The 15254-nt window shown below is 71.3% G+C and carries 17 protein-coding genes; 2 read left to right on the top strand and 15 right to left on the bottom strand.

All coding sequences use genetic code 11. From position 1 onward, the window contains the following. The coding region (locus LB823_RS22845) for a GMC oxidoreductase (RefSeq protein WP_224651925.1) at window positions 1-1702 on the bottom strand (1702 nt) is incomplete at its 3' end. Between the two features lie 133 nt (window positions 1703-1835). On the opposite strand from LB823_RS22845, the gene LB823_RS22840 reads away from it, so the two are divergent. Next, the gene (locus LB823_RS22840; RefSeq protein ID WP_224651924.1) at window positions 1836-2417 is read left to right on the top strand and encodes a TetR family transcriptional regulator; all 582 of its coding nucleotides are present in this window, start codon (window positions 1836-1838) and stop codon (window positions 2415-2417) included. 3 nt (window positions 2418-2420) lie between these two features. Here the strand turns inward: LB823_RS22840 and LB823_RS22835 are convergent, their stop codons facing one another. The 7 genes from LB823_RS22835 to LB823_RS22805 form a co-directional block, all read right to left on the bottom strand. Continuing rightward, window positions 2421-2918, bottom strand: a complete 498-nt coding sequence (locus LB823_RS22835) for a DUF3093 family protein (protein ID WP_224651922.1) — start codon at window positions 2916-2918, stop codon at window positions 2421-2423. After that, window positions 2915-3499, bottom strand: coding sequence for a hypothetical protein (locus LB823_RS22830; protein WP_224651920.1), 585 nt, complete (start codon window positions 3497-3499; stop codon window positions 2915-2917). The genes LB823_RS22835 and LB823_RS22830 overlap by 4 nt, the downstream gene beginning before the upstream one ends. Then, window positions 3496-4488, bottom strand: a complete 993-nt coding sequence (gene hemB, locus LB823_RS22825) for a porphobilinogen synthase (protein WP_224651919.1) — start codon at window positions 4486-4488, stop codon at window positions 3496-3498. Before hemB ends, LB823_RS22830 begins: the two co-directional genes overlap by 4 nt. 21 nt (window positions 4489-4509) lie before the next feature. Then, window positions 4510-6222 (bottom strand): bifunctional uroporphyrinogen-III C-methyltransferase/uroporphyrinogen-III synthase, encoded by a 1713-nt coding sequence (locus tag LB823_RS22820; RefSeq protein ID WP_224651917.1) that lies wholly within the window; start codon window positions 6220-6222, stop codon window positions 4510-4512. A gap of 26 nt (window positions 6223-6248) precedes the next feature. Further along, entirely contained in the window at window positions 6249-7190 is a 942-nt protein-coding gene (hemC, locus tag LB823_RS22815) for a hydroxymethylbilane synthase (protein WP_224651915.1), read from the bottom strand. Beyond that, on the bottom strand, window positions 7183-8520 hold the full coding sequence (locus LB823_RS22810; protein WP_224651914.1) for a glutamyl-tRNA reductase: 1338 nt from the start codon (window positions 8518-8520) through the stop codon (window positions 7183-7185). Before LB823_RS22810 ends, hemC begins: the two co-directional genes overlap by 8 nt. 148 nt (window positions 8521-8668) lie before the next feature. Further along, a complete protein-coding gene (locus LB823_RS22805) occupies window positions 8669-8926 on the bottom strand; it encodes a glutaredoxin family protein (protein WP_224651913.1) in 258 nt (85 codons plus the stop codon). An 83-nt stretch (window positions 8927-9009) separates the two neighbouring features. Between LB823_RS22805 and LB823_RS22800 the strand changes: the two genes are divergently transcribed. Then, the gene (locus LB823_RS22800; protein WP_374201378.1) at window positions 9010-9903 is read left to right on the top strand and encodes an HAD family hydrolase; all 894 of its coding nucleotides are present in this window, start codon (window positions 9010-9012) and stop codon (window positions 9901-9903) included. 108 nt (window positions 9904-10011) lie between these two features. On the opposite strand, the gene LB823_RS22795 is transcribed toward LB823_RS22800, so the two are convergent. From LB823_RS22795 to LB823_RS22765, 7 genes are all read right to left on the bottom strand, one after another. After that, the gene (locus LB823_RS22795) at window positions 10012-10935 is read right to left on the bottom strand and encodes a hypothetical protein (protein ID WP_224651912.1); all 924 of its coding nucleotides are present in this window, start codon (window positions 10933-10935) and stop codon (window positions 10012-10014) included. Between the two features lie 187 nt (window positions 10936-11122). Further along, on the bottom strand, window positions 11123-12190 hold the full coding sequence (locus LB823_RS22790; protein ID WP_224651911.1) for a lysophospholipid acyltransferase family protein: 1068 nt from the start codon (window positions 12188-12190) through the stop codon (window positions 11123-11125). Between the two features lie 4 nt (window positions 12191-12194). Beyond that, window positions 12195-13277 carry an NAD-dependent epimerase/dehydratase family protein gene (locus tag LB823_RS22785; protein ID WP_224651910.1) on the bottom strand — a complete coding sequence of 361 codons (1083 nt, stop codon included), beginning with the start codon at window positions 13275-13277 and terminating at the stop codon, window positions 12195-12197. 75 nt (window positions 13278-13352) lie between these two features. Beyond that, window positions 13353-13454 carry a 30S ribosomal protein bS22 gene (locus tag LB823_RS22780; protein WP_003402602.1) on the bottom strand — a complete coding sequence of 34 codons (102 nt, stop codon included), beginning with the start codon at window positions 13452-13454 and terminating at the stop codon, window positions 13353-13355. A 163-nt stretch (window positions 13455-13617) separates the two neighbouring features. After that, entirely contained in the window at window positions 13618-13863 is a 246-nt protein-coding gene (locus LB823_RS22775; RefSeq protein ID WP_068523814.1) for a helix-turn-helix domain-containing protein, read from the bottom strand. A 128-nt stretch (window positions 13864-13991) separates the two neighbouring features. Further along, window positions 13992-14801 carry a pyrroline-5-carboxylate reductase gene (gene proC, locus LB823_RS22770; protein ID WP_224651909.1) on the bottom strand — a complete coding sequence of 270 codons (810 nt, stop codon included), beginning with the start codon at window positions 14799-14801 and terminating at the stop codon, window positions 13992-13994. Window positions 14802-14824: 23 nt separating this feature from the next. Continuing rightward, window positions 14825-15254, bottom strand: a 430-nt coding sequence (locus LB823_RS22765; RefSeq protein ID WP_224651908.1) for a thioesterase family protein, incomplete at its 5' end; no start/stop codon positions are given.

Raw genomic sequence — 15254 nt, 5'->3', positions numbered from 1 at the left:
GGGCGCCGGGGGCGGTGGCGGGCACGACCGGGTGCCGCGGCGCGACCGGCGCGATGCGGCGGTAGGGCTCGCCCTGCGGGGCGCGCTGATCGGCCTCGCCCTTGTTCGGCCACAGCGCCGCGGCCCGCTCGGCCTGCGCGGTGATCGTCAGCGACGGGTTCACGCCGAGGTTCGCGGACACCGCGGAACCGTCGACGACGCTGAGCGTCGGGTAGCCGTGGACGCGGTGATAGGCGTCGATGACGCCGGTGGACGGGTCCGCCCCGATCGCGCAGCCGCCCAGGAAGTGCGCGGTCATGGGGATGTTGAAGACCTCGCCCCAGGTGCCCGCGGGCGCGCCGCCGATCTTGTCGGCGATGCGCCTGGTCGCCTCGTTGCCCAGCGGGATCCAGGTGGGGTTCGGCTCGCCGTGGCCCTGCCGCGACGACATCTTCCGGCCGAACAGGCCGCGCTTGGTGAACGTGGTGATCGAGTTGTCGAGGTTCTGCATGACCAGCGCGATGATGGTCCGCTCGCTCCAGCCGCCCACGAGCAGCACGCGGAGGAAGGCCAGCGGATGCCGCACGACGGTGCCGAGGAACTTCAGCCAGCGCGGAACGCGGCCGCCACCGTCGGTCATCAGCGTCTGCAGCATGCCCATCGCGTTGGAGCCCTTGCCGTAGCGCACCGGTTCGACGTGGGTGTCGCTGCTCGGGTGGAAGGAGCTGGTGATCGCGACGCCGCGGGTGAGGTCGAGCTCCTTGTCGACGGTCATCCGGACCGCGGAGAGGATGGACTCGGAGTTGGTGCGGGTGAGCACGCCGACCCGGTCGGAGAGCTCGGGCAGCGAGCCCTTGTCGCGCAGCCGGTGCAGGAGCTGCTGCGTGCCCCACGTGCCGGCGGCGAAGACCACGTGCCGCGCGGTGTAGGTGCGGCGGCGCTTGCGGACCTTCGCGCCGGAGCGGACCGTCGTGACCGCCCAGCTACCGTCGACCAGCCGGGTCACGTCGGTCACCGTCGTCAGCGGGTGCACCTCCGCTCCCGCGCGCTCGGCGAGCCCGAGGTAGTTCTTGACCAGCGTGTTCTTCGCGCCGTGGCGGCAGCCGGTCATGCATTCGCCGCACTCGATGCAGCCGGTGCGGTCGGGTCCGGCGCCGCCGAAGAAGGGGTCGGGCACCGTCTTCCCGGGCTCGCCGAAGTACACGCCGACGGGGGTCTGGATGAACGTCTCGCCCGCGCCCATGTCGTCGGCGACCTGCTTGACGATCTCGTCGGCCGGCGTCATATGCGGGTTCTGCACGACGCCCAGCATGCGGCGGCCCTGGTCGTAGTAGGGCGAGAGCTCGTCGAACCAGTCGGTGATGCCGGCCCACTGCTCGTCGGCGAAGAAGGAGGCGGGCGGCTTGTACAGCGTGTTCGCGTAGTTCAGCGAGCCGCCGCCCACGCCCGCCCCGGCCAGGATCAGGCAGTCGCGCAGCATGTGGATCCGCTGGATGCCGTACAGGCCGAGCGCCGGCATCCAGACGAACTTGCGGAGGTCCCAGCTGGTCTTCGCGAAGTCCTCGTCGGCGAATCGCCGACCGGCCTCGAGGACGCCCACGCGGTAGCCCTTCTCGGTGAGGCGGAGGGCGGTGACGGACCCGCCGAAGCCGGATCCGATCACCAGGACGTCGTAATCGGTACCGGACCTCGACGGCTTCTGCGGTGCGGCTGAGCTGGACATGGCGTCTCCTTCGGTCCTCCTCGACGGGGCGGTCGCCGAGGTGACATGAATCACTGTCGTGTTCCATTTGATTACACCAATGCTGGTTCTGTCAACCATGCGGACAATCGTCGGCAACATGTACGCTGGGTGCATGAGCGCTCCCGCGAGCTTCCAGACCGAGGTCAAGCAGCTGCTGCGCGACCGCGCGCTCGATGCGGCCCGCGCGCTGGTCGTCGACCAGGGCTGGGACGCCGTGAACATGTCGCTCATCGCCAAGCGCGTGGGCGTGAGCCGTACCGCGCTGTACAAGGAGCTCGGCGCCAAACAGGACCTGGCCACGGCGCTGGTCCAGCGCGACGCGGACCGCTACCTCGACGCGGTGACGGCCGCGATCACCGCCGCGGAGACCACCGTCGCCGGCCTCGGCGCGGGCGCGCGGGCAGCGCTCGTGCACGGCGCCGACAACACGCTGCTCAAGTCGATCCTGGCCGGCGTCCCGGGCGCGGGCGCGGACCTGCTGCCGCTGCTCACCACGGACCCGGAGCCGGTGCTCGGGCGGGCCATCGGCGCGGTGCGCGCGGCGCTCGACGCCCGGCCGGACGGTGCCGCCGTCGACGATGCGACGGTCGAGGTGTTCGTGCGGCTCACCGTGAGCCACCTGCTGGCGCCGCGCGGCACCGTCGACGAGGCGGCGGCGCAGATCGAGCGCACGGCCGCCGCCCTCATCGGCTGAGGATCAGCTCCCGGACCGGGCGGCGAGCAGCGGCTCGAGGGCCGCGCGCAGCGCGTAGTCGTTGCGCGCCCACGCCTGGACGGTCGAGCCGTCGGCGAGCTGGATGCCCATGCCGTAGCGGCGCCGCGGCACGGTGCTCAGCCGCCCCATGGCGCGCGCCGAGGACCACGCCGGGAAGTCCTCCGGCTTGGCCTTGCGCGGGTGGTCGGGGGACTTCCCCGGCAGGATCCGCGCGATGTCGGCGACGGGGATCGTCTCCTCGCCGCAGCGCAGTTCCTCGGGGGTGATCGCCATCGAGACGTGGGTGCGCCCCGCGGTCACCTGCAGCCACACGAAGCCCTGCGTGGCGAGGCCCAGCAGCAGCCAGATCCACCACTCCGAGGTGCGGCCGGCGAGCAGCCACTGGGTGAGGATCATCGCCACCGTCGCCAGGGGCACGATCAGCAGCCAGACGCGCGACAGCCCCCGCTCGGCGTAGAGCGGGGACGCGGGCGCGGTCACCGGCGGGCCGCCGTGGAGCCCGGCTTGAAGTACTCGAGCGCGTCGCGGCTGTTGGCCGCGATCATGGCCCCCACCACGGCGATCGCCGCGAGGATGGCCGGGACGGCGACCGCGGCGTTCCCGGAGAAGAACGCGAGCACGCCCTGCACCAGGACGAACGCGGCGACGAACTGGAGCACGAGCCGCGCCCAGCTCTGCCCGCGCCACAGGAAGTAGACCAGGCCCGCCGCCACGGCGACGCCGACGACCACCATGACGATGGCGAGCACGAAGGTCGTGGTGTCGTACTGCTCGAAGGTCTTGTACTGCTCGCGGGAGGTGCGGGCGATGATGCCGTCGCCCTCGCGCATCCGGTCGAACTGCTCGCGCAGCTCGTCGGAGCCGCGGGTCGAGATCGCCTGCGCGACGCGGGAGATCGCCGAGGCGATGATGACGAAGACCCACAGCTGCACGGAGAGCTTCACGTCGTCGGGCCGCGGCCCGCGCTGAGGCTTCGGCACGGGCGGCGGCGCCGGCCACGTGGGCGGCTGCGGGCCGGGACCGGGCCAGACGGGGCCCTGGTGGTGGAACTGTCCGGTCACCAGGTGCCCCTGTTCAGCCATCCCGCGGCCTCGGTGGCCCAGTAGGTCAACACGATGTCGGCGCCGGCGCGGCGGATCGACAGCAGCGACTCGCGGATCGCGGCGTCGCGGTCGATCCAGCCGTTCTGGGCGGCGGCGGTGATCATCGCGTACTCCCCGGAGATCTGGTACGCCCCCACCGGAACCGGCGACGCGGCGGCCACGTCGGCGAGCACGTCGAGGTAGCTCATCGCGGGCTTGACCATCACGATGTCGGCGCCCTCGGCGAGGTCCAGCTCGAGCTCGCGCAGCGCCTCGCGGCGGTTCGCCGAATCCTGCTGGTACGTCCGCCGATCGCCCTGCAGCGACGAGCCGACGGCCTCGCGGAACGGGCCGTAGAACGGCGACGCGTACTTCGCGGTGTACGCGAACAGCGAGACGTCCTGGTGCCCAGCGGCATCCAGCGCGGAACGCAGCACGCCGATCTGGCCGTCCATCATCCCCGACGGACCGAGCATGTGCGCCCCGGCATCGGCCTGCGCGACGCCCATGAGGGCGTACCGCTCCAGGGTAGCGTCGTTGTCGACACGCCCGGCACCGTCGAGCACGCCGCAGTGCCCGTGCGAGGTGAACTCGTCCAGGCACGTGTCGGCCATGATCACGATGTCGTCGCCCAGGTCGTCCCGCAGGGAACGCAGGCCGCGGTTGAGCACCCCGTCGGGGTTCCACGACGCGCTGCCCTCGGCGTCCTTGTCGGCGTCGTCGGGGACGCCGAACAGCATCATCCCGCCGACGCCCTCGCGCACGGCCTCCTCGGCCGCGGCGCGCAGCGAATCGGGCGTGTGCTGGACGACGCCCGGCATCGACGAGATCGGCAGCGGCGCGTCGATCCCGTCGCGCACGAACATCGGCAGCACGAGCTGCCGCGGCTCCACCGACACCTCGGCGACGAGCCGCCGGACGGCGGGCGTGGTGCGCAGCCGACGCGGCCGCACGTGGGGAAAGGTCATGCCTCCCAGCCTACGTAAGCGCTACGACCGCGAGCGGCGCGGCTTCTTCCGCGGCGGGGGCAGGGCGCCCTCCGCGCGGAGCCGGGACGCGTGCGCAGCCAGGGCCTCGACGAGGTCCTCGACCGACGCGGTCTCGGGCTGCACGTCCACCCGCAGGCCGAACTCGATCGCGGTCTCGGCCGTCTTCGGGCCGATGCACGCGACGATGGTGCGGGCGTGCGGCTTGCCGGCGATGCCGACCAGGTTGCGCACCGTCGAGCTGGAGGTGAAGCAGACCGCGTCGAAGTCGCCGGACTTGATCATCTCGCGGGTCGAGGCGGGCGGCGGCGCGGCGCGCACCGTGCGGTACGCGGTCACGTCGTCGATCTCCCAGCCCCGGTCGCGCAGGCCCTCGGCGAGGGTCTCGGTGGCGATGTCGGCGCGCGGCAGCAGGACCCGGTTGACCGGGTCGAAGACGTCGTCGAAGGGCGGGAAGACCTCGAGCATGCCCAGGCTGGACTGCTCGCCCGTCGGGATCAGCTCGGGCTCGATGCCGAAGGCGCGGACCTTGGCGGCCGTCTGCTCACCGACGCAGGCGATCTTCACGCCGGAGAAGGCGCGGGCGTCCAGGCCGAACTCGATGAACTTCTCCCACACGGCGCGCACGGCGTTCGTCGAGGTGAAGACCACCCACTGGTAGCGGCCGTCGACGAGGCCCTTGACCGCGCGCTCCATCTGCGCGGGGCTGCGCGGCGGCTCGACGGCGATGGTCGGGACCTCCATCGGGATGGACCCGTGGGCGCGCAGCCGGTTCGACATCTCGGCGGCCTGGTCCTTGGTGCGGGGCACGAGCACGGTCCAGCCGTACAGCGCGCGCGACTCCCACCAGGAGAGCTTGTTGCGCTGGCCCACGACCTTGCCGACGGTGACCACGAGCGGGCCGGGCAGGCCGGCGCCGGCCTCGTTCAGCGTGGCGAGGGTGGCCTCGACGGTCTTCTGCTTGCAGGTGGAGCCCTGCGCGGTGACGGCGACCGGGGTCTGCGGCGCGAGGCCGTTCTCGACCAGCGCGGACGCGGTGTCGGCGAGGTGCTCGGCGGTCGCGCTCAGCACCAGGGGCGACGGGGCCGCGGCCAGCGCCGCCCAGTCGACCTCGCCGCGCACGTCGGCCTCGGTGTGCGCCGAGCCGAGCGCCATGCCGGCGTAGGTGGGGACGGCCGTCGCGGGCGCGAGGCCCGGGACGATCTCGAAGGCGATCTGGGTGCGGGCGACGGCGTTGACCTCGGCCAGCACCGCGTCCGAGGACAGCGGGTCGCCGGCGACGAGGCGCACGACGTCCTCGCCGTGGCGGGCCTGCGCCAGCAGGGTCTTGGCGACCTCGGCGGGCTCGCCCAGTGCGGGCGCGACGGTGGCGGGGTTGCGCACGGCGGGCTCGCCCTTGCGGCCCTTCGCGGCGGTCGTGTCGGCGGCGTCGTCACCGGTCTCGACGGGCTCGGCCGGCAGCGCGGTGCCCACCATGTCGAGCACGGTCTGCGGAACGTCGGGGTCGGTGTAGACCGTCCGGGCGCCCGCGATACTCTGCTCTGCACGCAGGGTCAGCAGTCCCGGATCGCCCGGGCCGGATCCCACGAAGGTGATGCGGCCCGGTGCCACCGCCCGGCCCCGGGCGGGCTTGTTCGTCTTCGCGGCGACGCGGGTGGACACCGTGTCGGTGTCGGCTGCCGTGTCGGCCTTCGCGGACTGTGCAGTGCGGCTCATGTATCGGCTCCCAGTAGTTGCGGGTGCTACGCGAGCAGGTCGCGTGCGCCCAGGTCGAGCAGCTCCCGTGCCAGCGCGATGCCCAGCGCGCCGGCTTCGCCCACCGGACCGACCACAGAGGCGCGGACCGAGTCGGAGCCGTCCGCCGCGAGCGCGATGCCACGCAGCGACAGCTCCTCGAAGATCCGACCGTCGTCGTCGAGGGACTCGACGACTTCCGCGATCGCACCGACGGGCGCGGTACACCCGGCCTCCAACTCGGCGAGGAGGGCACGCTCGGCGGTGACCGCCGCACGCGTGACCGGATCGTCCAGGCCGGAGAGCACGGAATGCAGTTCCGCATCGTCGCGTCGGCACTCCACCGCGAGTGCGCCCTGAGCAGGCGCCGGCAGCATCTGCACCGGATCCAGCGCCTCCGTCACCTCGTTGTGGCGACCGATCCGCTTGAGTCCGGCGAGGGCGACCACGATCGCGTCGAGTTCGCCGTCCGCTACTTTGCGTAACCGAGAGTCAAGGTTGCCTCGTAGGGGGCGGATTTCCAAACCCAGACCCAGTGCGGTAAGCTGGCTGGCTCGTCGCGGGCTGGAGGTGCCGATCACGGACCCCGCCGGCAGCTCCCCCAGCACCAGGCCGTCGCGCGCCACGAGGGCGTCGCGCGAGTCCTCACGGGGCGGCACGGCGGGCATCGAGAGCCGGTCGTCGGGCGCGGTCGGCAGGTCCTTGTAGGAGTGCACGGCCACGTCGACCTCGCGGTTCGCGAGCGCGTCGCGCAGCGCGGAGGTGAAGACGCCGACGCCGATCTTCTCGACCGGCTCGGAGCTCAGGTCGCCCGGCGTCTGCACGATGACGAGCTCGGCGGGGTGCCCGGCGGCGATCAGGGCGTCGCGCACGGTGCCGGCCTGCGTGGTCGCCAGCAGCGAGCCGCGCGTGCCGATGCGGATGGGCTGCGGAACGGTGGGGTCAGACACTTCGGTCGTCGGATCCTTCGGTCGCGGAGACGGCGCCCGTGGCGCCCGGCTTGAGTTCGAAGAGCTCGCGCAGCGCCTCCGCGTAGGAGTCGCCGCCCGGGGTGGCGGCCAGTTGCTTGACGCGCACCGTCGGGGCGTGCAGGAGCTTGTCGACGACGCGGCGCACCGTCTGCGCCACCTCGTCCCGGTCCGTGCCCTCCAGGCTCGGGAGGCGCGAATCCAGCCGCAGCAGTTCGGCTTCCACCACCTCGGCGGCGCGCCGGCGCAGGGCCGTCACCGTCGGGGTGACCTCCGCCGAGCGCTGCGCGGAGAGGTACTCGGCGAGCTCGTCGGAGACGATGCCGCGGGCCTTCTCGGCGTCCTCCTCCGCGGCCTGCGTGCCCGGCTCGCGGGAGAGGGCGTCGATGTCGATGACGGCCACGCCCGGCAGCCCGGCGACGGCCGGGTCGACGTCCCGGGGCAGGCCCAGGTCGCACACCACGAGATCGGTGTCGACGGTGCGCTGCGCCAGGGCGGAGTGCACGTCGGCGAGGCTCACGACGCTGCCGACGGCGCCGGTGCAGGCGATGAGCACGTCGGCGTCGGCGAGGGCGACCACGAGGTCGTCCATGCCCACACCGCGGGCGGCGGTCACGCCACCGTCGAGGGCCGCCTGCGCGAGGCGATCAGCCTTGTCCGGGGTGCGGTTGGCGACGGTCACGTCCACGGCGCCGGCGCGGGCCAGGTGGGCGACGCCCAGGCCCCCCATGGCGCCCGCGCCCACGACGACGGCGCGCTGCAGCGAGCCGCCCTGCGCGCCGAGGATGGCCTGCGCGCGGTCGAGGGCGACGGAGACGACGGAAGCGCCGGCCTTGTCGATGCCGGTGTCGGTGTGCACGCGCTTGCCGACGTGCAGGGCGCGCTGCGCGAGGTCGTGGACCACGCGGCCGGCGACCTGGTGCTCGTCGGAGGCGGCGTACGCGCCGCGGATCTGGCCGAGGATCTGCTGCTCGCCGACGACCATCGAGTCGAGGCCGCTCGCGACGGAGAAGAGGTGCTGGACGGCGGCCTCGGAGTAGCGCACGAAGGCGTGCTTGCTGAGCTCGTTGATGGTGAGGCCGGAGCGTGCGCTCAGGACGTCGGAGACGGCTTCCAGGGCGGGGTGGAAGGCCTCGACGACGGCGTAGATCTCGACGCGATTGCAGGTGGTGACGACCATGACCTCGTCGATGTGGGGCGACTCCATGAGCTGCGCCAACACCTTGGGACGATCGGTCTCGGTGATCGCCAGTTTCTCGAGGACCGACACCGGCGCGCTGCGGTGCGACGCGCCGAACAGCAGAACCGACACCCTCGCTGCTCCTTCGAAGATCTTGACGGGTGAACTACAGTCCGTAGTTTCCCGTTAAGGCACGGTACCCCGCATCCCCTGAAATGGGAAAACGCGCACAGCCTCACCTCACCCGTGCAGGTGACGGCAGGTCACCCGCGAGGGTCGTTCAGCCCAGGATATCCGCCCGCAGCTGCGGAATGTCCGCTTCCCAGTAGCTGTGCTGTACGCCGTCGAGCAGGACCACCGGCAGCATGTCGCCGTACTCGCCGCGGTACTCGGTGTTGCCGGGCGCGTCGACGTCCAATTGCCGGTAGTCGACGGGGCGGTCGGCGGCGCGGAGTTCGACGACGAGCGCGGTGAGCTCGTCGTGGGCGCGGGCGCACATCCCGCATCCCTCCCTGGTGAGCAACGTGATCACGGACATGTGCCGAGTGTCCCACCCCGAGCGCGGCGCGCGCCGCTAAGGTTGAGGGGAGATCACGCACGTGGGATCACGCGAGTGGGGAGGTGCCCTTGTCCGACCAGGCCAGCGCCGACGAACAACGGCAGAGCGCGGCGGGCGAGGCGAGCGCCGACGCCGCCCATTCGCTGCTGCTCGAGAAGGAGGGCCGCGAGGACGGCCAGGTGCCGCCGGATCTCACCGCGGCCGCCTTCTTCGACGTCGACAACACGATGGTGCAGGGCGCCTCGATCGTGCACTTCGCCCGCGGCCTCGCCGCGCGCAACTACTTCTCCTACTCCGACCTGGCCTCGGCCGTGTGGGCGCAGGCCAAGTTCCGGCTCACGGGCAAGGAGAACAGCGAGGACGTGGCCGCCGGGCGCGAAAAGGCGCTGTCCTTCATCGCCGGCCGCTCCACCGAGGAGCTCAAGGCCGTCGGCGAGGAGATCTACGACGAGATCATCGCCGACAAGATCTGGCCCGGCACCCGCGCGCTGGCGCAGATGCACCTCGACGCCGGCCAGCAGGTGTGGCTGGTGACGGCCACCCCCGTCGAGCTCGCGCAGACCATCGCCGACCGGCTGGGCCTGACCGGCGCGCTCGGCACCGTCGCCGAGTCGCAGGACGGGGTGTTCACCGGCAAGCTCGTCGGCGACATCCTGCACGGGCTGGGCAAGGCGCACGCCGTCCGGTCGCTGGCGATCCGCGAGGGCCTGAACCTCAAGCGCTGCACCGCCTACAGCGACTCCCACAACGACGTGCCGATGCTCTCCCTGGTGGGCACCGCCGTCGCCATCAACCCCGACTCCGACCTGCGCGACGTCGCGCGGGTGCGGGGCTGGGAGATCCGCGACTACCGCACCGGCCGCAAGGCCGCCAAGATCGGCGTCCCCACCGCCATCGGTGTGGGCGTCGCCGTCGGCGGCGCCGCCGCGCTGATCAAGCACTTCAGCGACGACTAGGTTCTCGAGTTCGACGGTGCCTCCCCTGGCCGTCGACCTCCGCACCGGGGCGGACCGCGGTCCACAGTTCGGTTCTACTTCTTCATAGCGTTGCAACGTTATGAAGAGTCAGGACCGATAGCGGGAGGCTCCGTCGAGCAGCAGACCGAAGGGCCCGAGTGCATCGTGCAGCTTGTTCCGGAGGCGGTCCGGCTCCTTGCAGTCATCCCAGTCCCAATGCGTCGGGTACAGCTTCCGGCCCATTAGCAGAGTGTCGCGCTGGATCCGCTCCTCCGACGTGAAGCCCTTCTTCTGCTTCCCCTTGCCGTCGAACTCGCCGACCACGCGCTCCGCCCACAGGAAATCGACGCGCGCCTCGAGAGCACCCGCCTCGTTGAAGAACTCCCGCTGCAACTCGGGGCGCGGGATCTCGGGCCACTTGAGCATCAGCGCGCGACTGCGGGACTCGCCGACCGACTCCGACAGCGGCGACGCCTCCTCCACCGCTGCGAGGAGATTCGCCATACCTCGCCGTCGACCGAGCCTGCCGATCGCCGCCTGCAGTTCGTCCCGAGTGACGCCCATCCGCAGGGCCGCGTCCAGCGCGCACACCGCACGCACGAAGTCGCCCGCCAGCGCGAGATCGAGCGCCGTCCGCGCGATCGACGTGACCGTCACCCCGTCGACCACGACGACGTCCTCCGCGTCGAGTCGCCGGACATGCAGTCTGCGCCGCCCCCGCTTCGTTCCACCTCGCACACCATCGCACGTAAAATCGACTGTCTGCCAATCGGAATTGAGAACCATCATTCCGAGAACCACAGCCGCGGCCGCATGGCTCAGCACCACCGACTCCCCTGACCGCTGCGCCGCGGCCAGCGCGCTGATCCGCAGTTCCTCCCAGGGCGGCAACCTCGCACCCAGGTGATAGGAACCACGCCATACCCGAGTCATCTGGTTCTTCTGTCGCCACGCGCGGATCTGCCGATCCGTCGCACCCACGGCGAGCAACTCGTCGCGATGCCGGAACTCGACCGGCTTGTCCTCCGTCATGTACACCCCCGTCGGCGCCCCCACGCCGTTCGATGCATTCTCGCTCACGCACGGGATTCCCGTCGCCGTTCGCGACGTCACGCCCTCCCGCTATCGGTCCTGCTTCTTCATAACGTTGCAACGTTATGAAGAAGCAGAATCGATCTGTGGACCGCGGTCCGCGCCGGGAGGGGCGGCACCGTCGGACCTAGAAGTCCTGGAAGATGTTCTTCCGGCGCGCGAGGATGCGGTAGAGCGACTGCTGGATGGTCTCGCGGACGTTGTCGGTGAGCTCGAAGACCACCATGGGATCGTCGGCGTCGGCCTCGGTGAAGCGGTCCGTGGCGATGGGCTCGCCGAACTCGATGTGCCACTTCGACGGCAGCGGCACCATGCCCAGCGGGCCGAGCCACGGGAAGAGCGGCGTGATCGGCGCGTAGGGCAGGCCCAGCAGCCGCGCGACGGGCTTGACGTCGGCGAGCATCGGGTACGTCTCCTCGGCGCCCACGATCGACACCGGGATGATCGGGACCTGCGCGCGGATCGCGGCGGTCACGAAGCCGCCGCGGCCGAAGCGCTGCAGCTTGTACCGGTCGCGGTAGAGCTTGCCGATGCCCTTGAAGCCCTCGGGCCACACGGCGACGAGCTCGCCGCGGGTGAGCAGGGCCTCGGCGTCCGCGTTGCAGGCGACGGTGGCGCCCATCTTGCGGGCGACCTCGCCGATGACCGGGTACTCGAAGGCCAGGTCGGCGGCGAGCAGGCGCAGGTGCCGCTGGTCGGGGTGGTTGTCGTGCACCGCGACGGCCGACATCAGCCCGTCGAGCGGGATCACGCCGGAGTGGTTCGCCACGAGCAGGGCGCCGCCCTCGCGGGGCAGGTTGTCGGCGCCGGTGGTGTCCACGCGGAACCACCTGTCGTAGACGGGCCGCAGCGCCGGCAGGAAGAGCGCGTCGGTCAGGTGCGGATCGAAGCCGAAGGGATCGATGTCGTAGTCGCCGGTGAGCCGCTCGCGGACGAAGGCGGCACCGTCGACCACCGATTCCGCGGCGCGCTCGCGCCAGCCCGGCCCCGGCTCGCCCGGCTGCGCGGCGGCGATGTAGTCGGGGTTGAGGGCGTGCACCGTGGCCTCGCGACGCGGCGCCGACGGTGCCGGGGTGCCGGTGAGCGCGGACGGGTGCCGCTGCTGCGCGCGCTCGCGCCCCTCGGTGCGAGCGGTGTCGATGGACACGGGCAGCTGCAGCACCTTCGCGTGCTGTGAGCCTGAAGCGTTGGTCATGTGTCTACCGTCCAGCCGTGCCGTACTCGGAGTCGATTCCCGCGAACCGTCGTGCCAGCGAGGCGACCCGCTGCTCGACGCTCAGAAAAGAATCCACACCGATTGTAGGTTCTGTGCGCCCGTGGCGTGCGGCGTCTTCCATCGCCTGCCGCGTGGTGAAGCGCGGCTCGAAGCCGAGTTCCCTGCGCATGCGCGTCGTGTCGAAGGCGTTGCCGAAGCTGAGGTAGGCGAGCTGCACCTTGTCCGTGTGGCCGCGGCCGCGGCCCCGGATCGCGGCGACGGCGGGCCCGAAGGCGGGCTTGACCACCGGCAGCGGGACCCGGCCGGACAGCCGGATGGCCTGCGACATGGAGATCGCACCGTCGCCGGCGATGTTGTACGTGCCCGGCTTCCCGGCCACCACGGCGTGCTCCAGCGCGCCCAGGGCGTCGTCCTGATGCAGCAGCTGCAGACGGGCGTCGCGGCCGATGATCGACGGCACGAGGGGCCGCTCGAAGAGCGAGCCGAGCAGGGTCTCGATGTTGGGTCCGAGGATGGGCGCGAGGCGCAGCACCGTGAGGTCGATGTCCGTGCGGCGGCGGGCCATGCTGCGGGCGTAGGCCTCGGCGTCGAGCAGGTCGCGCGGGTGGCCGCTGGCCGCGGCGCCGCCGACCAGGTCCTCGGTGATCAGCGCGGGGTTGCGCGACCGGGAGCCGTAGACCTGCGTCGCCGAGCGCATGATCACGCGCTTGACCGTCTCCGACTTCTGGCACGCGGCGAAGACCCGCATGGAGCCGAAGACGATCGCGTCCTTGGTGGACCCGGACGGGAAGTGGTTGTCGGTGACCGAGGTGGAGCAGTGCACCACCGTGTCGACCTCGTTGGTCGCCATGATCTTGCCGAAGATGTGGCTGCGGTAGTCGACGCGGATGAACTCCGCGGGCTCCATCCGCCGGTGCATCGCCTTGGTCGGCGGCACGGCGTCGACACCGATCACGCGCTCGATGTCGGGACGCTGCGCGAGCCGGCGCACGAGGTAGCCGCCCACGAACGTGGACGCGCCCGTCACCATGACGACGCGCGGCGCAGTGACGACCGACTCACTCATTACTGAAGGGTAACCGGAAACACGAAAGCCCGCCCATATCCTGGGCGGGCTCTCATGAAAGTGTGACCAGAAGGCCTACTTGCCGAGCTTCCTACGCTGCACCCGAGTGCGGCGGAGCAGCTTGCGGTGCTTCTTCTTCGACATGCGCTTGCGGCGCTTCTTGATCACTGAACCCATGGGTTCCTCACGTCTCTCTATCGAATTGCCATGTTCGGTGCGCGGCGGCCGGGTACGAGTGAGCCCCCGCGTCCACGCAGCAGGCTTCTACTTTACCCGTCGCGGCGGCCCAGGCGAAATCCGCCCGTGCCCACCGCTCCTGCCGACACTCTGCGACGGGGCTTTAGCCCGCGTCGAAGAACGAGGTCTGCAGGTAGTCGTGGACGGCCTTCTCGTGGACCCGGAACGACCGGCCCACGCGCACCGCGGGGAGCTCCCCGTTGTGCACCAGGCGGTAGACCGTCATCTTCGACACCCGCATGAGGGTGGCGACCTCGGCCACCGTCAGGAACGACGAGCCGGCTGCCTGGGGAGCCTGGGCTCCGGCACCGATCTCAGCGGGCTTGGTGTTCTTGTTTGCAGACGCCATGTAATCCCTAACCTCCGGCACATGTCGCGCCGCCGGCTTCCCCTCCGGCGGACCTGACACGCACGTGCTTCGAGCAGCTTAGCGGTACCAATGGGAATAATGCGACGGGAGTGAGCTAACCGAACCTTCTAGGCGAGACGCCCGAGCTCGGCCGATCGCTCCGCGCAGGCCCGCGTCGCCGCGTAAAACGCAGGTCGGAGGCCATTTTTCTCCAGCTCGCGGATCGCGGCGGCCGTCGTACCGCCCGGAGAAGTCACCGCCGCCCGGAGCTCGACGGGCGACGTGGAAGTCTCAACCATTAGTGCACCCGCGCCCGCGATCGTGTGCGTCGCGAGGGTCGTCGCCTGGTCCCGGGTGAGCCCCAGATCCACGCCCGCGTCGATCATCGCCTCCGCCACGAGGAAGGCGTACGCGGGTCCGGAGCCGGACAGCGCGGTGAGCGCGTCGAGCTTCGCCTCGGGCACGACGAGGGTCTTCCCCACCGCCTCCATGACCTCGCGCACCAGCGTCACGTGCGCCTCCGTCGCCTCGCGGCCGCCGGAGATCCCGCTCATCGACCTGCCGACGAGCATCGCCGTGTTGGGCATGACCCGCACGACGGGGGTCCCGGCGGGAAGAGCCGCCTCGTAGACGGTCGTCGGGACGCCCGCGGCCACCGAGGCCACGACGGCGCCGGGGCGCAGCGCGGAGGCCACGTCGGGCAGGATCGCGGTCACCACGTCGGGCTTGACGGCGATCACCACGAGGTCCGCCCCGTCGACCGCCTCTGCGACGGTGGTCACCGTCGACACCCCGTAGCGCTCGGTGAGCTCGCCGCCGCGGCCCGCGTGGGGCTCGGCGACCGTGAGTGCCGCGGGCGCGTGCCCGGCGGCGATGAGGCCACCCAGCAGGGCCTCGCCGATCCGCCCGCCGCCGATCAGCGCGATACGACCATCCATGTCAGTTCTCCTCTTCCGGGACGTCAGTTCTTCTCGGGCTCGGGGGTCCGGGGACCGCGGGGCATCATCGCCAGCTGGCGGGACGTCGCGACGACGTGCCCGGACTCGTCGACCAGCACGTGGTCCTCCTCGAACCACCGCTGCCCGACGACGGGCGCGGACGCCCGGAACCGCAGCCAGCCGTTCACGGGCTCGCGCCGGACGGACGCGGTCAGCGTGATGGTGGGCGCCCAGCCGATGCCGCCGAGGTTGGCGACCACGGGCAGCGAGATGTCGGTGGCGAGCAGCGCGAACAGGCCCGAGAGGGGTTCCTCGCGCAGCCGCACCCAGCCGCGGGTCTCGGCGGGGCCGGTGCGGCCCTCGATCACCGGCAGGGTCGAGGCGTCGTAGTGCACCTCGGCGACGCGGCCGACCTTGAAGATCTTGGCGGCGGGGTGCTCGGGGTCCCAGGCC

This window comes from Tsukamurella sp. M9C, assembly GCF_020169415.1.
GTDB lineage: Bacteria > Actinomycetota > Actinomycetes > Mycobacteriales > Mycobacteriaceae > Tsukamurella.
The sequence above is the reverse complement of the archived record's forward strand: the minus strand, read 5'-3'. Positions and strand labels throughout refer to the sequence as shown.